Consider the following 22,187-nt stretch of genomic DNA (forward strand, 5'->3'; position numbering starts at 1 on the left):
CAGTGACGAAGTCACGCCCTAACAGCGAAGCGACAACACTAACAGTGACGAAGTCACGCCCTAACCGCGAAGCGACACTAGCAGTGACGAAGTCACGCCCTAGCAGCGAAGCGACTCTAGCAGGACGCAGTCCGCCCTAGCAGCGAAGCGACTCTAGCGATACAAGATGAAAATATTTAACTAGATATTTTACGTAAACGCAGATAGATTGAAATCAATATCATTTTTAGGGAGAACATATGAGTATGTTGCAACAGGTAAGCGTCGCTAAAAAAGCCAATGTACATTTTAACGGTAAAGTGATCAGTAGAAGCGTAGTGTTAGCCGATGGAAGTAAACAAACTCTGGGTGTTGTATTGCCTGGTGAATATGAGTTCTCCACTGCTCAAGGCGAAATAATGCAGGTCATTTCTGGCGAGTTTGACGTGTTATTACCGGGGCAAACTGAGTGGGTTATATACGCTACAGGCAGCCAGTTTGAACTTGCACCAAACGTAAGCTTCAGTCTCCGTACGGCACAAATTTCAGAATACTGCTGCCAATACATCTAGTGTTGTTGCACCTAAATAAACAATAGCGGCTTAATATTGCCCGCTTATATTCAGCTTAATCAAAACAGTTTAAGCTGATTTTTTCTTTAAAAACGTCTACTCTATTGAAACTATCGTTTTATGGAGTGCATCATGCGCCTTATCATACTTATTGGTTTACTATTATTGAGTGCCCAAAGCCTTGCGACCGTATACCGTTGGGTAGATGAAAATGGCAAAGTGCATTACTCAGATGAACCCAAAAATAATGCTGAAGCTATTGATCTAAATGAAAACACGCAAAATAATATAACGATTAATATACCTAAAAAACTCAATGTAACGCCTACAACAGAAACTCAAATTAACTACACTATCTCGATTACCTCCCCTCAACAAGAAGCCACTGTCCGTGATAATAACGGTAATTTTACCGTGTCTGCTAGCGTTGCGCCCGAGTTACCTCGAGGGGTGTTGCTGACATTATTAATCGATGGGGTCATCATTGCTCAACCACAAGTTTCGCCAGTGTTCCAATTAACAGGCATTAATCGAGGTGAACATTCCCTTGTTGTTAATGCTGTAACGCAAAGCGGCAAAGTCCTTGCATCAAGCTCTCCTAGAAAGATATTCCTTCACCAAGCATCAGTATTTGGGCCCGCAAATAAGTCTAAATAATTAAGATAAAAACCACTTAATTCATTACCTTATACTTTTATGTTTGGCTATCTATCTTTGTGAGTGCTTGAGTGTGCCAGGTTGCAGATCGCACCAATGTGGTGCACCATGATGGTGCAACCCTATACTAGGACGGCTAATGGATACCAATAACCTTCTCAATCATTTAGTTACCGCAGTGCTGGTGATTAATAATCAGCTCAAGCCGTGCTATGCCAATGCCGCGGCCGCACAATTATTGGGAGTCGGTAATCATAAGCTACTCGAACAGACGCTTCCCGAGCTTTATCAACTCATGGGGGTTGAGCCACAACTACTACGCGATGCTATTAATGCTGGCCAAGGACTCACGGTCAATACCGCCGCATTAATTACCTTGGATGGTCAGCATCACACCATTGATATCACCTTGATACCAATTGAAAATGACAATAACCTCAGCATCTTAGAACTACGTCAAGTCGACCAACAACGGCGCATTCATCAGCAGCTTAATATGGACGCCCAACAGCAAGCCGCACAGTTTTTGGTGCGTAACTTAGCCCATGAAATTAAAAATCCACTGGCTGGCCTTCGGGGGGCTGCGCAGTTATTGTCTAGAGAGCTCACTTCGCCTGATTTAAAAGAATTTACCAGCTTAATAATCGAACAGGCAGATAGATTACGTAATTTAGTCGACCGTTTACTCGGCCCACAACGCCCTACTCAGCAGACTGAACACAACATCCACCAAGTGATACAAAAAGTACTTAAGCTGGTTGAAATGGCACTGCCAGACCATATCAATTTACAACGAGATTACGATCCATCCATCCCTGACATTCAAATGGACCCAGATCAAATGCAGCAAGCGGTATTGAATATTGTTCAAAATGCCATTCAAGCTTTAGAACACTGTGGCGGCGATATTGTCATTCGCACTCGCACCCAACATCAAGTCACCATTGGAACACAGCGTTATAAAGTGGTACTCGCCTTATCGATTATTGATAACGGTCCCGGTATTCCTTGCGAGTTAATGGATACGCTTTTCTACCCTATGGTCACCGGTCGTGACGAAGGTTCAGGCTTAGGTTTATCCATTGCACATAACATTGCCCGATTACACGGCGGTCGCATCGATTGTGTTTCGGCACCAGGTCATACCGAATTTATTATTAACCTGCCATTACAATAACTAGCATGCCCTTTGTAGGCAGAATGAGGTAGTAACATGAACATTAGTGAACAAGTTTGGATCCTCGATGATGATAGTTCGATCCGTTGGGTACTCGAAAAAGCCCTTAAAGGCGCATCGCTATCAACGGCCAGTTTTGCTGCTGCAGAATCATTATGGCAAGCTTTAGAAGCATCGCAGCCACAAGTTATTGTGTCAGACATCCGCATGCCAGGTACTGACGGTTTAACCTTGCTTGAGCGCTTACAACTGCATTACCCGCATATCCCGGTGATCATCATGACCGCCCACTCAGACTTAGACAGTGCAGTGAGTGCGTATCAAGCGGGGGCATTTGAATATTTGCCCAAACCATTTGATATTGATGAAGCGATTAATTTAGTTGAGCGCGCACTAACTCATGCTACCGAACAAACGCCACAACCCGTTATTGATACAACGATAAAAACCCCTGAAATTATTGGTGAAGCCCCCTCCATGCAGGAAGTATTTCGTGCAATAGGTCGGTTATCACGTTCATCGATTAGTGTGCTGATTAATGGCCAATCAGGCACGGGTAAAGAGTTAGTTGCAGGGGCATTGCATAAACACAGTCCTCGTAAAGAAAAACCGTTTATCGCGTTAAATATGGCCGCTATCCCAAAAGATTTGATTGAATCAGAACTCTTTGGCCATGAAAAAGGTGCGTTCACCGGTGCCGCTAATGTGCGCCAAGGTCGTTTTGAACAAGCTAATGGTGGCACCCTATTTTTAGATGAAATTGGTGACATGCCAATCGATGTGCAAACCCGATTATTGCGCGTGCTTGCCGATGGGCAATTCTATCGTGTCGGCGGTCATCAAGCCGTGCAAGTGGATGTGCGAATTATTGCTGCAACCCACCAAAACCTTGAGGTGCTGGTGCAAAAAGGCACCTTCCGTGAAGACTTATATCACCGCCTGAATGTTATCCGAGTCCACTTACCACCGCTATCACAGCGTCGAGAAGACATTGCCCAACTCGCCAATCACTTTTTAAACACAGCGGCGAAAGAAATTGGCGTTGAGCCCAAAATACTCACCAAAGAAACCGCGGTAAAACTGGCCAATTTACCGTGGCCAGGCAATGTTCGCCAACTGGAAAACACTTGCCGTTGGTTGACCGTAATGGCCTCTGGACAAGAAATCTTACCGCAAGATTTGCCTCCTGAATTACTTAAAGATCCGATCAGTGCTCAACAAAAATCGGCTGGGGCAACGGATTGGCAGACCGCATTAACCGATTGGATTGATGAAAAGCTTGCTGCTGGTGAAAGTGATTTATTAACTGAAGTTCAACCTGAATTTGAACGTATTTTACTTGAAACAGCCCTAAGACATACCCAAGGCCATAAACAAGAAGCCGCTAAGCGTCTAGGTTGGGGGCGTAATACCCTAACCCGTAAATTGAAAGAACTGTCAATGGACTAACAAGTGAACATTATCTCCAATAGTATTGGTTTATCGCGTTTATTCATCACATAATCATGCAAATAACCAAGAGGACTAGAATATTTATCCACTAAAAATGTTACCTTAAAATATAACATTCAAATAAGGACCGATTGTGGATTTTGATGCTCATTCTGGTGTAGTTATTCATCAAGATTTTATACCACTCTATGCTGATGATAATTATGCAAAAATATTCGGTTATAATACAGCTCAAGATATTTTAGCGCTGAAGAGTATTTTAGAGTTAATCGATCCTGAAATGCAGGACGTCGCTGCACACACTTACTACGCATTAATGAGCGGTATCGAAAAGCCGCAGGTACGCAATTACATTAATCGTAACCGTTTAGACATGATAATCAACGTATTAACGATTGAACATATTGTCGAATGGCAAGGGCGCCCTGCACTGCAAATCACGATTGTTGATTTAACCGAATCCACCACGCTTAAACATGCATTAGTACAGAGTGAACATCGCTATCAACAATTAGTTAATGGCTCTATTCAAGGGGTGTTGGTGCATCGTAACTTTAGCCCACTGCATTGCAATCAAACGTTAGCGCAGCTATTCGGTTACCCTAATACTCAAACGATTATGTCACTACCCTCAATTTTAGATGTGATTGAACCTGCCTATCAAGAGCAATGGGTAGACGCGAACGCTGCGTTATTAGCGAGTAAAATAAAATCTCACTCTTTTGAAATCAGATGTTTACATTTAAGCGGCCGTTTAATGTGGGTAAAATTACTGGAAAGTGTTATCAGTTGGCAGGGGCAGTCAGCGATTCAAGTGACCATGATAGATGTCACTGAGTCTTATTTATTAACAGAGAAACTTGATAAACAAACCTATACTGATTACCTGACTAATACCCTTAATCGACGAGGGCTAATACATTTTAGTCAACAATTAATGACCGATAGCACCCTTGTACATGAACACCTTTATTGTGTATTAATGGGACTAGATGACTTAAAGCAAATTAATCATTTATTTGGTCATGATATCGGTGATAAAGCATTAATTCATTTTGCTCAACATTGCCAAAGCAAGCTGGCTGATACCGATTTATTAGCCCACTGGTGTGGTGATGAGTTTGTTGCCATCATCCAAGCTGACAGCAAAAAAATGGCACTAAAAATTGCCGAGAGTATTCGTCATAGTATCAATAATGCAGCCCTAATCGAACCCGCTACGGATAAGCATATTCGTTTTAGTGCCTCTGTTGGGTTATCAAACTGGCAAGCTAACGACACTATCGACACTCTTATTTTGCGTGCAGACACAGCCCTAGAGCAAGCCCGATCACAAATCACTCACCAGCTAGTGTTTGCATAAGCTTACCTGATTACTCATAACACTCAGCTCGGGAGAATAAGCGGTTATGAAATAGGTGAAGTATTGGGCGTTACTTTACTTCCGCCATCTTTTAACCAGAGTCGAGGTTAAGTAGATAAACCTAATGCAACCGGGTAATGTTGACAGAACTCGTCAACTTATACCGGATCTTGGTGAATAATCACCTCAGCATCATCAAACGCCTCTTTAATCATCAACCCCGCTTTATCTGCTATTTCATGAGCGTCATGCAAGGACAAGTCACCGGCTAATTCCATGTGCAATTGAATAAACGTGGTTTTACCCGCTTGACGAGTGCGCAAATCATGAACGCCTTGAACGCGAGGATCTTGCTTGGCTAACGCTTTAATCTTGTCGCGAGTGTCGTTGTCTAACTCGCGATCCAGTAAGCTTTGAATTGAACGATAACCTAAACCAAGCGCTTGATTGCCAATAAATAATGCTATGAATACTGCAAAAAGACCATCAGCCCACCACCAACCATATTGTGCCAATACTAGCGCTAATAACACGGCAGCATTGAGTAGCAAATCAGATTTATAATGTAATGAATCGGCTTCAACCAATGAACTATTGGTTTTCACCAGAGCGTGTCGTTGCAGCAACACTAAGGCAAATGTCAGCACAATCGCAATGATAGACACCACAATCCCACTCACCGCATTGGTGACCGGAACAGGGTTAATTAACTTTTCACCACCATACAATAATAACAATGACGCCGAGCCCAAAATAAAGGCGGCCTGGGCTAATGACGCTAACGGCTCTGCTTTACCATGGCCATAACGATGGTCTTTGTCCGCGGGAACAATGGCGTAACGAATAGCAATAAAATTAACAATCGAAGCGAGTGCATCAGCAAATGAATCCGTTAATGACCCTAACATACTGGCCGATCCCGAGTGCAGCCAAGCGATTAACTTAATGACAATAAGGCACAGCGCAGTTGCCACTGACGCGCGGCTAGCTAATTTGACCCAAAAGTCATATTCAGAAGAGGTACTCATAAAGGAATTATCGGCTCTTTTTATGGATGATTTAACTGCGCTTACTATAGCAAGTTCACTGCTTAATTAGGATAAAGTTTACTAAAGTAACTGCTGGTCTTATGCAAAGTGTGACTATTAGCAAACTTGCATAAATAAAAAAGCCGTTACTACAAGGTAACGGCTTCAAACAATAAAACACCATGGGTATACGCTAACAATTAACGACGAGACATATGGCCTCTGCCTAGGTTAAATTGATCTTGAAACGTTTGTTGCTGTTCAGGCGTTAATAGTTGATACATCTCGTTTTGCATTTTCAAATGAGTGAGCATTCGCTGCAGATGTCTTTGTTGTTGAGTGGCAACCATTTCCGTTGCTCTGGCTTCGTCAAACCCGGCGGTAGTGATTAACGCTAGCATTTCTGCACGGTGCTCAGCGCGCTGCTCTTTAGTTGGGCGCTCAGGGCGGTTAGCTTGATACTTTTGCATAATCGCGTTGACATCCGTTTTCTGAGCGGCAGTCAAATCAAGCATATGCATCATTTTATGCATACCCCCTTTACGACCATGATGCATATTACCCATTTGATACACAGACTCTGTGTTTGTTACTGTATCGGTAGTTGTGTCTGCCGCATATAACTGACTCGCCAATAATGTCGAACTTGCCACTAAGGCAACGAGACTTGCTTTGATCACTGAACGTGTTTTCATCAGAAGTTCCTCTATATTTATGTTGTATAATTCATTTTCTGCCGCAACAGATTTAATACTCATTGTAGCCAATGCAATGTCAATGAGGGTTATGCCTGGGTAAAATTGTGTAAAGAATATTTCCCTTAACACTTTAAACAGCCGATTTCATGATCCAGCTGGCATATTTGCATATTAATATCACCGTAATGCGAGCCAGTTAACGTTATTTTGACTTAGCACTTACAGCGATCATTTAAGGGCATAAAATCATATTATTAGCGATATTAACGATATTAACGATATTAACGAGATTATTTATGAACAGATTGATTGGCCCATTACTTTTACTTTTTAGTGTCTTCTTACTGGCACCGAGTGCCAGTGCTTCCAACTCGGTTGACGCTGCAGATACCGCAGCAACCACGACTCAAATGCATAACGCAGACGACCCTCTGTGGTTTAGCCAACATGATCAACAAGTGTCGGTAAAGCTGCACTTTTTTTGGTCAAAAACCTGCCCGCACTGTCGTGAAGCACACCCTTTTATTGACGCCCTAGGCGAACGTTTTGACTGGATTGAATTACACGACTACGCCATTAGCGAACCCGGTAATGTCGATAAACTCATGCAAATGGGCCAACAGACTGGTATTGAACCTAAATCGGTACCCTACTTTGCCATTTGTGGCGAGGCCGTAGTCGGCTATAACAACCATGATGTCACAGGGCGTTACATCCTAGAGCGTTTAGTCAACTGCTACCAACGTCATGGTGGTAAAGCTGATATTGGCGATAAGCTCGATGATTTTCTAGGTGCGACTCCAGTTGAAAATACGCCATTATTTGAAACCTGTGGTGACAACAGTGATGATCCTCAAGCCGAAGGTTCTTGTGGCATGTCATTTGACCAAGCCAGTGACATTACTCCAGTACCATCGGTTCAGCCTGTCAACATTCCACTAATTGGTGCAGTGCATCCTGAACAAATGTCATTGCCAGTACTGACCATAGTATTAGCGGGTGTCGACGCATTTAATCCCTGCGCCTTTTTCGTATTACTGTTTTTACTGAGCATTATGGTTAACGCCGGCAGCCGCAGACGTATGCTATTAGTGGGCGGTATTTTTGTATTTTTCTCAGGCTTTATCTATTTTATATTTATGAGTGCTTGGTTAAATTTATTCCAACTACTCGGCGGCGGTGATGGCGGCATCATTATCACTTGTGCAGGGGTATTGGCCTTGATCGCAGCGATAGTGAATATAAAAGATTACTTCTATGGCCGCGGCGACGTTAGCCTTTCAATGTCAGTCGAAAATCGTGGTTCACTGATAAAACGTATGGGTAAATTATCTAAAGCCAGTTCATTACCCACCATGATTTTAGGCTCAACCATTCTGGCTATTCTAGCCAATACCTATGAACTACTGTGCACCGCAGGCTTCCCGATGATTTACACCTCGGTGTTGTCATTATCAGATCTCGATACCATGCAACGTTACTTATACCTCATTGCTTATAATGTGGTTTATGTTATCCCACTTGCCGTAATTGTGATTGTGTTCTCAATGACGTTAGGTAAACGCAAACTGACCGAAAAAGAAGGCGAAGTACTTAAACTGATGTCAGGTATTATGATGTTAGGGTTAGGCAGCATGTTAGTCTTTAATCCTAACTCACTGCAAAATGCAGTCTTTTCGGTAGGCCTGATCCTTGGATCGATTGTACTCACCTTTATTATTGCCAGAATTAAACGCTACGTAGTGCAAAATAAAGCAGGGTAAATGTAAAACTGTGCAATGTTGATATGATTTAATATTGGCATGCGATAACCTTAATTGATCGAAAAATCTGTATGTTAGCGTTAGCATGCAGATTTTCTTTGTGCCAGAGGACAGTTATGAATCGCATTTTACTTATCGACGATGATATTGGTTTATCCGATCTACTCAGCCAATTACTTGAATTGGAAGGATTTGCCTTAACCCAAGCTTATGATGGTGAGCAAGGGTTATTGATGGCGCAACAGCAGGACTTCGATTTAATCCTCCTTGATGTCATGTTACCTAAGCTCAATGGCTTTGAAGTATTGCGCGCCTTAAGGCAACGCAAGCAAACCCCTGTGTTGATGCTAACCGCCCGCGGCGAAGAAATTGATCGGGTAGTCGGTCTAGAAATCGGTGCCGATGACTACTTGCCAAAACCGTTTAATGACCGCGAATTAGTGGCTCGAATTCGGGCCATCTTACGTCGAGCACAAACCACTCAACAAGATAACCAAGCCAATGAAATGATGCAGTTTGGTGATTTACGCCTCGACCCTTCCCGCCAAGAAACCTATTGCAACGAACAACTGATTATCCTGACGGGCACCGAGTTTTTACTGTTGTTTAATTTACTCGAAAAATCAGGCGAACTGGTCACCAAAGAGTCATTAAGTGAAAACGTATTAGGCAAAAAACTGATGCCATTTGATCGTAGTTTAGATATGCATTTGTCTAACTTACGCAAAAAACTACCAGAGCGCCAAGACGGCCGTCCACGGGTCAAAACCCTGCGCGGTAAAGGCTATATTTGGATACCATAATGCTGAAAAACAATCCATTTAACCGACTGTTTTTTAAATTATTGCTGGGCTTTTGGCTATGCAGTTCGTTGATTATTGCTCTGGTGTCATTATTGCCATTATTGCAGCAAAATCATGACCGCTCACCTTTGCCGCCTAGCCTTGAGCGGATGCTGGAAAACGTCGCCGAGCGGATACAAGAGCAACCTCAATTACTCGAAGGCAAAAACCTACAACGTCTGCGCCATAACCGCAATAAAGACGGTGGCGGTGACCGTAAGCATAATGGCGGCCCTTTGCGTTTATATTTAACCGATGGTGAAGGCCAAGTGTTAAACAGTAAACACGTCTCGCGTGGATTTAGACGCTTTCAACTGATGGCAGAAGAGGCAGATCAGCCGATAAGCCACCAATTTAGAGACGAGCTCATTTTTGGCCCCTATTCTTTTGAGGTCAACAGCAAACCCTATCAATTATTTGGCCGTTTACCCGATAACCATCCTCGGCCGTGGTTTTTCTTTTTTGCTGACAATAAATTACTCACGGCAGGCCTAGCCATTTTATTATCGGGCCTATTATGCGGTTTGCTGGCATGGTATTTAGGTAAACCATTGCGTTCGCTCAAGCACAGTGCCAATGCCCTCGCCAGAGGCGACTTGTCTAGCCGAGTTGATGCGGCTACCGCTAATCGGCGTGATGAAATGGGCCAATTGGCAATCGCTTTTAACGGTATGGCCGACGCCATTGAAGCCATGGTGAATAACCAACAAAGATTAATGGGCGATATTTCCCATGAACTGCGAACGCCACTGACGCGGCTGCAACTATCATTGGCACTTGCTCGTAAAAAAGGTCAGCACAGCACCGAACTGGATCGAATAGAATATGAAGCTCAACAACAAGATGCCTTAATTGGCGAGCTATTAACCTTATCTAGAGTTACCTTAAATGTTAGCGAAAAACGCCTGACAGCTGAACTCACAGAAACCTTAAGCCAAGTGCTCGATGACGCCGAATTTGAAGCCGAACAGCAAGGTAAACAATTACATATAGATATCGACGAGTCTATCCGCTTTAACCATTTGCCTAGAACCTTATCCCGCGCCATTGAGAACCTGCTGCGTAATGCCATTCGTTACGCTGAGCAACATATTTATATTGAAAGTCAGCAAACAAAAAACCAAGTTCGTATTGTGGTCAGCGATGACGGTCCCGGCCTTGCAGAAAAAGAGCTCGAAGCGATATTTGCGCCATTTTATCGACCTGATAACGCACGTGATCGCGTATCTGGTGGATGGGGATTAGGATTAGCCATTACTCAAGCGGCAGTTGATGCCCATAAAGGACGCATAGTTGCCAAAAATCAACCATCACATGGGCTAATCGTCACCATCGACTTACCCATTTAATGTAAACATTAACTGGTGACCTCACCTCGGGATAATAAACTTCGGCTTGGGATTAGGAGCGGCTTACTGATGAACAACTATGATTAATATCGTCACACGATTAACCATCGTATGAACCATAGCGTATGAACCATAGTGTATGAAAGACAGCAATATATATTATCCTCGGTACAGTGACCCCTAGTACCGGTATCGTCAGTGCTTATGCCGCCAATAGATTAAATCGCCTTGCTGCAATACTCTGCCATCGACTTTTAGCAATATCATCCATTGTATCGTGACAAATTCAATCCACCGTTTACCAAGGCTAGAGTCATATTTACCCCAAAAAAGATACCTGCTAAAAGTCATATCAGCACGCTAACGCATGCTCATCACAGTAACCGAGTCAGTTTTGATAACGTCTCGCAGTCAAACCCTGCTTAATGTATAATTTGTCATTCTTTTTATACTTCGTACCGTAAGGTTGCTATGTTTCAGATTGCCCTTTATGAACCCGAAATCGCCCCAAATACTGGAAATATCATCCGTCTATGTGCCAATAATGGCTCACAGTTACATTTGATTGAGCCGTTAGGTTTTGATCTCGAAGAAAAGAAACTACGTCGCGCTGGACTCGATTATTCCGACCTAACCAGTGTGACTCGCCATAAAAATTATGCCGCTTTTTTAGAGGCCATGGCAGGAAAACGTATTATCGCCTGCACCACTAAAGGCAGCCGTCCCCATACTCAAATTGCTTTTCAAGAGAATGATGTGTTGTTATTTGGCCCAGAAACTCGTGGACTGCCGATGGATATTATTGATGCGACGCCACTTGCGCAGCGGTTACGTATTCCAATGACAGCCAATAGCCGTAGTATAAATTTATCAAACTCAGTCGCCATTATTAGTTATGAAGCATGGCGTCAACTCGGTTTTGCAGGCGCAGAGTAATGAAAAAAACCCAGTCACCCGAAACCCAACACGATGCTTTAGCCATTGCCAAAGCAACCCAAAGACCCGCACAAACGAAAGAACAAACTAAGCTGATTGCCGCAGGCATTGAGAAAGGGATTACTGAATTTAAAAAGCAGCATAAAGTCAAAGCCCGTGATCGTGACAAAGCACGTAAACAGCAACAAAAAACCAAAAGTACCACGCCCACCAATGATGAGCCCGATATGCCTTATATTGTGCCCCAGAGTCGATTCAATTCGCTAACGTGGTCGTTAATGGGCTTATTACTCTTGAGTTGGGCATTGTTTGCCGCTTACCTGTTTTACCGCTAAACCGCATTGGCGAAACACTCACGTTATTCAGTCAGCTGAGTCTCCTCTGCTGACGGTTTAAGCAGGCTAATGGCTCTGACGACCTGATACTGCTCACTGTCGTCATCCAAATAATGAGCGCTTTGCTGCCACTGCCATCCTAGTATTGCCTGATCGGCACTGGTATCGGTATCGTCAATAATGGGATCAAACTGCAACTGCACTAATGCTGGACGTTGATTTATTTCACCTTTGCCTAAAAATGAGTAACGGCCAGCTTGCTCATAAAGCGTTAACTCCTGCGACACGTCATCGGTAACACCATTGGCATACACCAATAAAATATGATCGTTTTGTTGCCTAAACCACCAGGTTTCACTGTTTGTAAAACGACTGCCCCGGCTAACACTGATGAACAAATTGCGCCTATCTGCAGAGCACATCACCGAGGTAGTGACCTTCTTGGGGTAAACATTAGGATTGGCAGCACTGCCCTGCCACTCGCCAGCTAATTGGCTACAAAACGTATTCAATGTCACTTTATCTGCATAAGCTGAGGCTGAATGTGTCAGTAACAACATTGCCATTAACAGAAATATTGATCGACCTTTTTGGGTAAACAAACTTCTTACCATTCAAATGTCCTTTATGATTAGATACATCTACTGCCCAACACCGGTAAGCCGTTACAATACCACATACCCTATAATATCACTGGCAATGAGCACGCTTTGGTGATGGTTAACCATAAAAAATGGCTCACCTTAGTGGGCCATGATATGACTAACCAACAAATACCTACTGGCCAAAACCGGTGGCGGTAATATCCACTGTAGTGACTTCACCGTATTGCGCCGCAACATCAGCAATTTGTTCTGCATTACCAATCAACACAAACTGTAAATTTTGCTGTGGGAAATATTGCTTAATCAAACGTTGGGTTTCAGCTAGGGTAAGTCCATCGACTTTAGCTTGAAATTGATTAATAAAATCATCATTAAAGCCATATAAATACATGTCAGACAATAAACCGGCTAATTGACCACTGGTCTCATATTTAGGCGGAAACTGGCCTTTGACATAGGCTTTAGCAGAATCTAACGTCACTTGGTCAATGCCCTTTTCCCACAAACGAGCATAGGTTTTTAAGGCTAAATCAATCGCTTCTTTAGTCGTCGACGACTTGGTAAACGTACTGATTTGGAATAATCCAGATTGCGCATACGGGCTAAACCCGGAACGAGCACCGTAAGTTAAGCCTGCATTGACGCGTAGTTCATCATTTAACCATGAGGTAAAACGACCACCTAAGATGGTGTTAACGACGGTCAAACCAACATAATCTGGGTTGTTATAACGAATTCCCACGCCACCAATTAAAAAGGTGGTTTCAATTGCATCAGGCTTGTCGACTAACAACACCTGCGGCTTGGTGAGCGTCGGTAAGGCTTGGCTTAAATCTGGCTGAAGCACGGTTTCGGTTGCCTGCCAATCACCAAAGGCCTTATTAAGCTTGGCGGTCATATCGGCAACATTAAAATCACCCACCACGTTAATGGTCATATTGCTTGGTTGATAATAACCTTTATAAAAAGCGCGTAGTTCCTCAATAGACAGGCTCGCGATGGTGTCACTATTACCCGATACTGGGTTGGCATAAGGATGCTCACCAAAGACTAACTGATTAAAGTAGCGTCCAATCACAGCTCGCGGACTTTCTTTTTGCTGTGATAAGCCAACGATTTCGCGCTGTTTTAGCTTATCAAATTCAGTGGCATCAAAGTCAGGTTGACGTAATACATGGCTAAAAATATTGAGCACAGTATCCACATCTTTGCTCATCATATTGGCACGAATATAACTGCCTTCTAAATCGGCACTGGTATTAATGCTGGCACCGATAAAGTCTAATTGCTGCTCGATGTCCGCCTTAGATTGACCCGCGGCACCTAACATTAAACTTTGTGAGGTGATGTAAGCCATACCAGAGGTCAAATCATTGACCGCGCCCACTCTAACCACGGCATCAATGGTCACTAATGGCACTTCTTTTTGCACCATCAACTTAACCTTTAAGCCATTGTCTAACGTGACGGATTGGTAGCTTGGCAGCACAAAGCTCGCGGTGACAGGGTTGGCGGTATCGGCAGTAGTTTTCTGAATGGTCGCACAACCACTTATCCCTATGCTACAAGCCAATGCGATAGCCAATAACGATAGCTTAATGCGTGTGTGAGTAACGGTTTTCATTGGTCTGACTCCTCAGTAGCAGCGAGCACACCGACAGTTCGATTCGCTTTAATTAGATAGGTTTGCGCCACACGCTGAATATCAGCAGGGGTGACTTGGTTATACGCTTCTGGGGCGTTAAACAGTTTGGTATAGTCGCCAAAATACAGCTCGTATGTGCCTAATGTATTGGCTTTACCGTTAATGGTTTCCATAGCGTGGTAAAAATCCATTAGTTTGATATTTTTTACTTTTTCAAGCTCTTGCTGAGTCACACCTTGGGTGGCAATAAGATTAATTTGCTCAATTAAGGCTTGCTCTAAGGTCTCAGCGCTCACACCAGCATTGGCCACACCCAAAATGTAAAATAGATTCGGGTCGAACGACATCGGCATATAGGTGTCGGCCGATAACGCTAATTGCTTGTCGACCAACGCCTGATAAAAACGCGAGCTATTGCCTTCGCTTAACATCGACGCTAATAAATCAAGCGCGTAATAATCAGCATGGCGAGTGGCAGGTACATGGTAAGCCAACATAATGTTTGGCGTACTCACAGACTCTTTTTTGACAAATACTCGGCGCTCACCATTTTGTGGCGGCTCAACCGTGCGCACAGCTTTTGGCGCTGCTTGGGCTGGAATTGGCGCGAAATACTGATTAGCCAGTGCTTTTACTTGGGCTAACTTCACATCACCGCTAATCACCACTAGCGCATTGTTAGGCGCATAGTAAGTTTTATGATATTGCTGTAAGTCTGCTAATGTCCAAGCAGCAATATCGGACTCATAACCAATCACAGACCAACTATATGGGTGGGCTGCAAAGGCAACACTTTTAAGCGCTTCTTGAATAGTGCGCCAGTTAGAGTTTTCAAGCCCGGTAGTCCGCTCTGACTGCACCACGCCACGTTCACTTTCAACCATTTCAGGGTTGATGTCTAAATTGGCGATCCGGTCCGCTTCTAAATCAAAAATAGTTTCTAAGCCATTTGCAGGAAACCAGTTGGTATACACTGTCATGTCTTCAGTGGTATAGGCATTATTAGCGCCACCAGCGGCTTCCATGGTGCGATCAAACATTTTCGGGCCAAACTTTTTAGAACCATTAAACATCATATGTTCAAAAAAGTGCGAAATACCGGTAATGCCAGGCACTTCATTGCGCGAACCGACTTTCCAAAAAATGTACATGTTGGCATTTGGGATAGAGCTATCCTCAAGTACCATAATTTTCATGCCATTATCTAAAGTAAAACTATTAATATCTTCAGCTTGTGTCGCTGACACCGAAGGCGCACTTAGAACGCCTAACGTCATCAACAACGCCATTATCTTGCGGATCATATCTCGCTCCTTTGAGCACTTGTCCAATAATTAATCTACATTGTGTTTTTTTATGCCGCGCTTAATACCGTTAACGCTACTTGCGCCATGATTTATACGCCAAGTTTAAGGCCACTTTCATCAACGTAAAACCCGCTGAATAGTTGCAGCCAACTTGGCTTATATTCAGCTTCGCTGGTGTTAACGCTCATAAGGCCCCTTGAAAGCAATGTTTCAAGGGAGTACAGAGGAATGCTGATTCCATGTTTAAACCAATGAGTGCAACAAAACTACCCTGTAATGACCCTTTTGTTAACTTTTTTAGCCATTTGCTAACAAGTCAATTGTATCTATTTATTAACGCCTGCCGGTCATGATTAAGCTGGTGATGCCGCAAACCCAGATTTATGTGGGCGAGACTGGCGAGGACTTTATTGAGTTGACCACTATTCATCCAACACGTCATGCCCCTCATGCAACACTTCACGTAACACTTAACGTAATACAGGCACGTGAAAAAACACCACGTCACTGCCGATAACTTCAAGCTGCCAGCCTTGTTGTAATGCTAGCCACTCGAAGGTTTCAATCGCGTAGAAATTGATGTGGGTCGGGTCGATTTTATAGTGCCAGTTAATGAATCCTTCAAGGTTCAATACCCGTTTGGTCATAATGGCCAATATGCCACCGGGTAACAGTAATTGGCTTAATAGCTCGATAAGTTGTTTGGCATTGGCAATATGTTCAATCACTTCGGTTAAACACACAAAATCATATTGCTGGCTTAACACCTGAGTATCTGGGTGATAAAACAGATCATAGTTAGCCACGCTGATCCCTTGCTTTGCCGCCATTTGGCTTAGCACAGCACCTTCGCCGCAGCCAAAATCTAATCCGCTTGCATTGGGAGCAAGCCGGGTTAACAACGGGGTTAAGGTGCGTGATAAAAAATGCTGATAGCCCGCATCGGCAAAGTCGTTATGGTGACAATCATAATGGGCTTTTTCGGCGGTTTCATCCCAATAAAATGCTGCCGGAACTGACACCAGTAAACACTGTGAGCAACGAACATAGGGGCGATATTTATCTTGATGAAACGCAATAGTTTGATGGTGACACAAAGGACAACACGACAAAATGAACTCCGACACAGGCGAGGTGAAAAGTAATAATAAACACTGAGTCTATTCTGATAGAACCGGTTCTGCCGTTGTGGTGGCCTTGGGGATTTTACGTGTTTGCTTAGCAGCGTCTTGCGCCTGCTGTAAATACTTTTGCTGACGTGTTAAACGCTCATCAGATTGAGCACGGGCTTTTTCGAGCTGCTGCGCTTCCCAATCATTAGACTGCGCCTTAGCTAACACTTTTTGTTCACGTTCCGAGGTTGCCTTGGCTGCTTCACGCGCTTTTTGCAATTGGCTTTGCTCAAGTTCAATTGACTCTTGACGCGCTTGCTCGCCTTTTTCAGCTAAGGTCATTTTTTTATGGGGTTTGTCAGCAGCAGAAGTAGCACCAGAAACGACAAACGTCAACGAGCTTGCTGCAACCACTAAAACAAATAAGCCTATCAGCCCGATTTTCATGTTATCTATCCTTTGATTTTATCGCTGTTATAACGCGCACGAACCTGAGCAGGCATAGCGGTTAACTTATGTTGCACCATTGTGTTAAACACTGCAAATATTGGCGCGATATCAGTCGCAGGATTTAACGCAACCAGAGTATGAGCAACCGCTTCGAGGGTTGACAGGCTGTCGCTGCGTTTCGCTTTACGGATAACATATTGCGACTCATCTGCACACTCAAGATGCAGCGACGGATAATCAACTAACCACGGATTCAACTGCAACATGCGGTACGCCTTGCGCCAAGTACCGTCGATTACAATAATAATCACGGCCTCGCTCGCTCCGGCCTTGGCGACGGTTTGGCTGTGCTCATTGGGGTAAACCACGTACACAGGTTTCGTTTGCGTGGCTAAATAGTGTTGCAACTCAATAAAGTCCTCGGCAGTCTCGCCCACATAAATCTGGGTTTGCGGCAGCACCAGCTTCAATAACCTCACGCTGTTTTTAGCATGCCCCACTTCAGACGGGTGTTGCATCACCACTACCTCGGTTTGGGAACACACCGGTTTGAGCGCATGGCAAACACACGCTGACTGCGGGTATTGGCAATTAATACAATAACTTCTGCTCATTTTTTGTCTTATTATTGTTGCAAATATGTAATATTGAGTTCAATATGCTTGGCTTTACATCATAACATCTCAAGGAAGAACCATTATTATGACAGGAATTATCACAAGAACCATGGCAACAACAATGACAAAGATGTCGATTGCCTTAATGCTCGCACTTTCTACAAGTTCCGTTTATGCCGCACAAGATAATGCCTATCACCACGAAGCAGAAATCGGTTTTTTAGACTCATCAGGTGAAGCGGATGGCCTAGTTAACGCCAACTATCGCTATTATTTTAAAGCGGTTGAACAAGCAGATAAGCCATATGCATTGGCGGGATTCTTTCATCAAGGCTCAACTGTTGCAGCGCGTTATGTCACCACTGACGTCGAAGATTTATATAACATCTCTGGAGAATACGTTTTTGACTCAAAATGGTTTATCGGTGCAGAAGTCAGTCGACTCAATATTGAGGAAGATAATTACTCTAGTAGTCCAGATAGCTTTACCACTTATTCAGCCAATCTAGGCTATTTTTTCACGGACCATTCGGCATTAACCCTTAATTACAGCAGAATGTCTGAGTCTGAATCAAGCAGCTTTGCATCAGCAACCTATAACTCAGAGGCTTATATCAGTCGTGATCTTGATGTTTTCAACCTAACCTATGAGCACTTTATTTCACTGCAATCAACCGCTGGAGTCATGCTCACGGGTAAATTTACCTATAGCGATGATCAATATACTATTAATTCTTCAAGCACCGCTATTGATAACTTAGGTCAAGTAACCATCAGAGATTCTAAGATATACATGGGTTACAACAACTATAACCTTGCCATCAATGCCGATTGGTATATCAATAATGCATGGTCTGTTGGGGCTAATGTTGAGCAACGTTATGTAGATACTAGTTATAACTTCAGCGATACCAGTTTTGACAACCAAGGTGATAATGACCAAACAGACACTTATACTGGCATAAACACCCGCTACGTCTGGCGTTTTGCCGATGTATTTTCGGCTAAGTTTTCACTTGATCACTCATATTTCAATGGCGAATATGATAACGACTCACAAACCAGCTTTAGTGTAGGCATTAACGCCCGCTTCTAAGTCTCATCATATTGAGGTAAAAAAAACCCGCGGAATGTGGTTAGCATTCTGCGGGTTAAAGGTGATATGACTCAAACTAATTAGTCATGTTGTAACTGTTCTTGATGCAGATGGCTTAAGTTTTTCATTGCCATAATGATCAATAATACTGCACTAAAGCCTGCCATAACCAGCGCAATGGCATAAGGTGCCGGTATATCCGTTAGTTGCACCAACGCGGTCAGTAATGACGCACCGCTCATTTGAATACACCCCAGCATAGCGGCTGCTGTGCCTGCTCGTTCTCCGAAAGCCGACAACGCCATACTGGTTGCAGGGCCAAGTAAAATAGCAAAACCAATACACAAGATCATCATTGGGGCCATAAAGGCTATCGCGGCTGCTAACCCTTCTTGTGGGCCGAATAAGTACATCCCCGCTTCGAGAAAGGCAGCAACTAACATCAGCGACAATGCCAGCAATACGCCCGGACGATTACCAATGCGCTTTACCAACACCGGAGCAGCAAAACAGGCGGCAATATTGACCGCAGCATTGAGTCCAAATAAACCACTGAAGGTAAGTTCAGATATACCTAAATGACCAATTATCCACACGGGTGAGTACGACACGTAACACAGAATAGACGCCATCGCGATCATGCAGCAACTGGCATAAAACATAAAATGAGGATCGCCAATAACAGGCTTGTAACGGCTCCAACGGTATAAAGGACCTGTGCTGTCGGTATTTAATGGACGCGTTTCCGGAAAACGAAATCCCACTAAAAACAGTACGAAAATGGCATACAAAGCCATAAAAATGAAGGTAGAACGCCAGCCAAACTGTAAGGCCAATAGACCACCAAATGTGGGGGCCAGTGCAGGAACCACACAAATGGCTCCATTGAGGTAACTGTACATCGACACACTTTGTTTGCGGTCATAGCAATCACGTACCGCACTAAATACCACAATAGAGGTTGAACATGCTGCCAAGCCTTGGAAAACACGCGCAATCTGCAACACTTCAAACTCAACCGCGTAAGCACCTAATAAACTGCTAATGCCATAAAGTACAATACCAAATAACGCGACAGGTTTACGGCCAAAACGATCCGCTAATGGGCCAATTAAAATTTGTCCTACGCCCATAGCAAATAAAAATAACACTAAGGTGGACTGTACTTCACTGTTAGATACGCCGTAATCCAACGCCATTGCAGGCATAGATGGAAGATAAATATCAATCGCTAATGGGCTTAGTAGCACCATAAACATTAATAGTGGCAATAGGTTACGACGCATATTTTCTATCTCTCAAAATTTTAATGCACAAAGGTCACCCTTAATAGGGCGCTATAGTAAGTCAAATGGAGGTATGAACGGAAATGATATAAAATCCAAAGTGAATTTCCATTTGAGAATATCACATGAACTTAGACAACCTCGCTCGAGTCGATCTTAATCTATTAGTCATTCTGCAAGTCTTACTTGAGGAGCAAAGTGTCACCCGGGCAGCCCATCGCTTGCATGTCAGTCAATCGGCTGTTAGTAAAAGCTTAAATCGTTTGCGGGAAGCATTAGGCGATCCACTTTTTCAACGTACAGCACACGGCTTAAAACCAACCGCACATGCTGATGCATTAAGGCAACAACTACCATTAGTGTTGCAAAACCTGTATCAACTCACGCAACCGCCAACCTTTCATCCGGCGACCAGTAACCGTCAATTTTCATTCTCGATGGTCGAAAGTGCTTATGAAACCTTAATTCCATATTTTATCGGACCATTATTACAACAGGCACCGTTAATAAAATTGGATTCTTATGTTTGGACTGAAAAATCAATGCAAGATTTACAACAAGGACAAATCGATTTTGGGCTTGCAGGCAGAGACATTCAACCGCATACCGATGTCAATTTTGAACATGTGCCTGAAGGTATTGAATCACAAACTCTATTTAACGATCATCAAGTTTGCTTGGTGCGTAAGGATCACCCTATTTTACAGACTGTCACTGCTGGACACTGGGATCAAGATCACTACCTCAATATGTCTCATGTGCAAGTAAGATGTGAAGGTAACGACTGGTGGGCCTTGGATTACCACTTAGCCAATTTAGGCTTACATCGTAACTTATCAACCACAGTGCCAGACTTTTACGGTGCAGTAAGTGTATGCGTCAACACCGATTTAATTTTCACCTTACCGTCTAGTTTTGCCTATCACGCCCAGAAACTGTACTCACTCGTTTCTATTCCTTTGCCGTTTGAATTTATGCCTATGGCCTATGTGTTTTTATGGCACGAACGAAATAATCAAGAGCCGGGACATCAATGGTTTCGCAATATTATTTTCAGCAGTGTCGAGAAAGCCATTACTCATAATCATATTAGTAAAACTAATCGCTGACATTTCAGCCTTAATTTAACTTTTAAGTCACGAGGCACTAGAATAAAACGAATAAGTAATCGATTACCAAATAAGCAAACCTGATGGGTTATCCATAGGGTTAATCCCGGAGGAGAGAGGATGTTCAGTTCAATTAATCTACACAATATAATTCAACGCCTCCGGAAAATGCGCCCATATACTGCATTAGCAACGGTTGCCACTGTCTTATTGGGCGGTCTGTTGTTATTACCGTTAATATTATTGTTTGTATTTGTCGGTTTCATTGGCATGACGCTCTTGCGTAACCAATATATGAAGCATAATCGCTAAACTCAAGCAAGGACAGATATCAACCTCATACTAATATTGAACCAAAAAACCACATCATGTCACGTGACTAGAACCATTAATCACTCGCGTAAATAATTGTTCTGCCCACACTGACTCAGCTATTTTTTATCATGCCTCTATTTATTTTTTCATATTTACAACCTAACTCGCGACACACTTTATCCCTCGATAACTATTAGGATTTATTCGTAATGGGAGGGCATGTTGATGTTTTAAAATACATTTTGCAGCAGTTTGAGGCCATATTATACAAGGTCGCGCTTACAACGTGCAGTGGTTGTAGATAAATAAGTGATAACGCACTAGCGACAAGCCACCAATGTGCCCTAAGGGTCCAGCTAAACGGGTGCTCTTATTTTTAAGCAAGGGTATTCGTAAGCAAAGATACTTGTAAACCAAGGTCTTTGTTGCAAGGTACTCGCTTAGTTAAAGACTCGATCTGTAAGACTTGCGCCGCAATTAAAACCTGTTTACCT

General features: G+C 43.3%; 22 protein-coding genes. 13 read left to right on the forward strand and 9 right to left on the reverse strand.

What is annotated here, in order from left to right; all coding sequences use genetic code 11:
- Positions 1 to 239 precede the first annotated feature (239 nt).
- The 5 genes from ppnP to AAEY93_RS18410 all read left to right on the forward strand — a co-directional run bounded on the left by ppnP (position 240) and on the right by AAEY93_RS18410 (position 5,200).
- Positions 240 to 551 (forward strand): pyrimidine/purine nucleoside phosphorylase, encoded by a 312-nt coding sequence (gene ppnP / locus AAEY93_RS18390; RefSeq protein ID WP_124013175.1) that lies wholly within the window; start codon positions 240 to 242, stop codon positions 549 to 551.
- 132 nt (positions 552 to 683) lie between these two features.
- Positions 684 to 1,208, forward strand: coding sequence for a DUF4124 domain-containing protein (locus AAEY93_RS18395; RefSeq protein WP_351078930.1), 525 nt, complete (start codon positions 684 to 686; stop codon positions 1,206 to 1,208).
- Between the two features lie 139 nt (positions 1,209 to 1,347).
- Complete coding sequence (glnL, locus tag AAEY93_RS18400) at positions 1,348 to 2,385, forward strand: nitrogen regulation protein NR(II) (RefSeq protein WP_351078932.1); 1,038 nt, start codon at positions 1,348 to 1,350, stop codon at positions 2,383 to 2,385.
- A gap of 36 nt (positions 2,386 to 2,421) precedes the next feature.
- Positions 2,422 to 3,834 (forward strand): nitrogen regulation protein NR(I), encoded by a 1,413-nt coding sequence (gene glnG, locus AAEY93_RS18405; protein ID WP_351078935.1) that lies wholly within the window; start codon positions 2,422 to 2,424, stop codon positions 3,832 to 3,834.
- A gap of 136 nt (positions 3,835 to 3,970) precedes the next feature.
- Entirely contained in the window at positions 3,971 to 5,200 is a 1,230-nt protein-coding gene (locus AAEY93_RS18410) for a sensor domain-containing diguanylate cyclase (RefSeq protein ID WP_351078938.1), read from the forward strand.
- A gap of 158 nt (positions 5,201 to 5,358) precedes the next feature.
- Here AAEY93_RS18410 and fieF read toward each other — a convergent pair whose 3' ends face one another.
- Both fieF and AAEY93_RS18420 read right to left on the reverse strand, forming a co-directional pair.
- A complete protein-coding gene (gene fieF / locus AAEY93_RS18415; RefSeq protein ID WP_124013173.1) occupies positions 5,359 to 6,228 on the reverse strand; it encodes a cation efflux pump FieF in 870 nt (289 codons plus the stop codon).
- A 200-nt stretch (positions 6,229 to 6,428) separates the two neighbouring features.
- Positions 6,429 to 6,923, reverse strand: a complete 495-nt coding sequence (locus AAEY93_RS18420; protein WP_351078942.1) for a Spy/CpxP family protein refolding chaperone — start codon at positions 6,921 to 6,923, stop codon at positions 6,429 to 6,431.
- A 299-nt stretch (positions 6,924 to 7,222) separates the two neighbouring features.
- Here AAEY93_RS18420 and AAEY93_RS18425 point away from each other — a divergent pair, with 299 nt between their 5' ends.
- The 5 genes from AAEY93_RS18425 to AAEY93_RS18445 all read left to right on the forward strand — a co-directional run bounded on the left by AAEY93_RS18425 (position 7,223) and on the right by AAEY93_RS18445 (position 12,151).
- Positions 7,223 to 8,689: a cytochrome C biosynthesis protein gene (locus tag AAEY93_RS18425; RefSeq protein ID WP_502959565.1), complete on the forward strand. Its 1,467-nt coding sequence runs from the start codon at positions 7,223 to 7,225 to the stop codon at positions 8,687 to 8,689.
- A 116-nt stretch (positions 8,690 to 8,805) separates the two neighbouring features.
- Positions 8,806 to 9,492: a response regulator gene (locus AAEY93_RS18430; RefSeq protein WP_101033114.1), complete on the forward strand. Its 687-nt coding sequence runs from the start codon at positions 8,806 to 8,808 to the stop codon at positions 9,490 to 9,492.
- A complete protein-coding gene (locus AAEY93_RS18435; RefSeq protein WP_351078945.1) occupies positions 9,492 to 10,880 on the forward strand; it encodes an ATP-binding protein in 1,389 nt (462 codons plus the stop codon). The genes AAEY93_RS18430 and AAEY93_RS18435 overlap by 1 nt, the downstream gene beginning before the upstream one ends.
- 471 nt (positions 10,881 to 11,351) lie before the next feature.
- The gene (trmL, locus tag AAEY93_RS18440) at positions 11,352 to 11,816 is read left to right on the forward strand and encodes a tRNA (uridine(34)/cytosine(34)/5-carboxymethylaminomethyluridine(34)-2'-O)-methyltransferase TrmL (protein ID WP_101033116.1); all 465 of its coding nucleotides are present in this window, start codon (positions 11,352 to 11,354) and stop codon (positions 11,814 to 11,816) included.
- A complete protein-coding gene (locus tag AAEY93_RS18445; protein WP_101033117.1) occupies positions 11,816 to 12,151 on the forward strand; it encodes a DUF2956 domain-containing protein in 336 nt (111 codons plus the stop codon). The genes trmL and AAEY93_RS18445 overlap by 1 nt, the downstream gene beginning before the upstream one ends.
- 23 nt (positions 12,152 to 12,174) lie before the next feature.
- Here the strand turns inward: AAEY93_RS18445 and AAEY93_RS18450 are convergent, their stop codons facing one another.
- The 6 genes from AAEY93_RS18450 to AAEY93_RS18475 all read right to left on the reverse strand — a co-directional run bounded on the left by AAEY93_RS18450 (position 12,175) and on the right by AAEY93_RS18475 (position 17,884).
- A complete protein-coding gene (locus AAEY93_RS18450; protein ID WP_124013171.1) occupies positions 12,175 to 12,765 on the reverse strand; it encodes a hypothetical protein in 591 nt (196 codons plus the stop codon).
- 163 nt (positions 12,766 to 12,928) lie between these two features.
- On the reverse strand, positions 12,929 to 14,380 hold the full coding sequence (locus tag AAEY93_RS18455; protein WP_351078949.1) for a M16 family metallopeptidase: 1,452 nt from the start codon (positions 14,378 to 14,380) through the stop codon (positions 12,929 to 12,931).
- A complete protein-coding gene (locus tag AAEY93_RS18460) occupies positions 14,377 to 15,705 on the reverse strand; it encodes a M16 family metallopeptidase (protein WP_101033120.1) in 1,329 nt (442 codons plus the stop codon). The genes AAEY93_RS18455 and AAEY93_RS18460 overlap by 4 nt, the downstream gene beginning before the upstream one ends.
- Positions 15,706 to 16,178: 473 nt before the next feature.
- Positions 16,179 to 16,820, reverse strand: coding sequence for a class I SAM-dependent methyltransferase (locus AAEY93_RS18465; RefSeq protein WP_351078953.1), 642 nt, complete (start codon positions 16,818 to 16,820; stop codon positions 16,179 to 16,181).
- Positions 16,821 to 16,868: 48 nt separating this feature from the next.
- Positions 16,869 to 17,267 carry a hypothetical protein gene (locus AAEY93_RS18470; RefSeq protein WP_351078956.1) on the reverse strand — a complete coding sequence of 133 codons (399 nt, stop codon included), beginning with the start codon at positions 17,265 to 17,267 and terminating at the stop codon, positions 16,869 to 16,871.
- Between the two features lie 5 nt (positions 17,268 to 17,272).
- Positions 17,273 to 17,884 carry a tRNA-uridine aminocarboxypropyltransferase gene (locus AAEY93_RS18475; protein WP_351078959.1) on the reverse strand — a complete coding sequence of 204 codons (612 nt, stop codon included), beginning with the start codon at positions 17,882 to 17,884 and terminating at the stop codon, positions 17,273 to 17,275.
- An 88-nt stretch (positions 17,885 to 17,972) separates the two neighbouring features.
- Between AAEY93_RS18475 and AAEY93_RS18480 the strand changes: the two genes are divergently transcribed.
- On the forward strand, positions 17,973 to 18,983 hold the full coding sequence (locus AAEY93_RS18480; RefSeq protein ID WP_351078962.1) for a hypothetical protein: 1,011 nt from the start codon (positions 17,973 to 17,975) through the stop codon (positions 18,981 to 18,983).
- Positions 18,984 to 19,063: 80 nt separating this feature from the next.
- On the opposite strand, the gene AAEY93_RS18485 is transcribed toward AAEY93_RS18480, so the two are convergent.
- The gene (locus AAEY93_RS18485) at positions 19,064 to 20,269 is read right to left on the reverse strand and encodes a multidrug effflux MFS transporter (protein WP_351078964.1); all 1,206 of its coding nucleotides are present in this window, start codon (positions 20,267 to 20,269) and stop codon (positions 19,064 to 19,066) included.
- A 125-nt stretch (positions 20,270 to 20,394) separates the two neighbouring features.
- Here AAEY93_RS18485 and AAEY93_RS18490 point away from each other — a divergent pair, with 125 nt between their 5' ends.
- A complete protein-coding gene (locus tag AAEY93_RS18490; protein WP_351078967.1) occupies positions 20,395 to 21,378 on the forward strand; it encodes a LysR family transcriptional regulator in 984 nt (327 codons plus the stop codon).
- A gap of 120 nt (positions 21,379 to 21,498) precedes the next feature.
- Positions 21,499 to 21,690: a hypothetical protein gene (locus AAEY93_RS18495; protein WP_101033127.1), complete on the forward strand. Its 192-nt coding sequence runs from the start codon at positions 21,499 to 21,501 to the stop codon at positions 21,688 to 21,690.
- Positions 21,691 to 22,187 lie beyond the last annotated feature (497 nt).

It is taken from the genome of Shewanella sp. CAL98-MNA-CIBAN-0140 (assembly GCF_040309905.1).
In the GTDB taxonomy this organism is placed as follows: Bacteria; Pseudomonadota; Gammaproteobacteria; order Enterobacterales; family Shewanellaceae; genus Shewanella; species Shewanella psychromarinicola.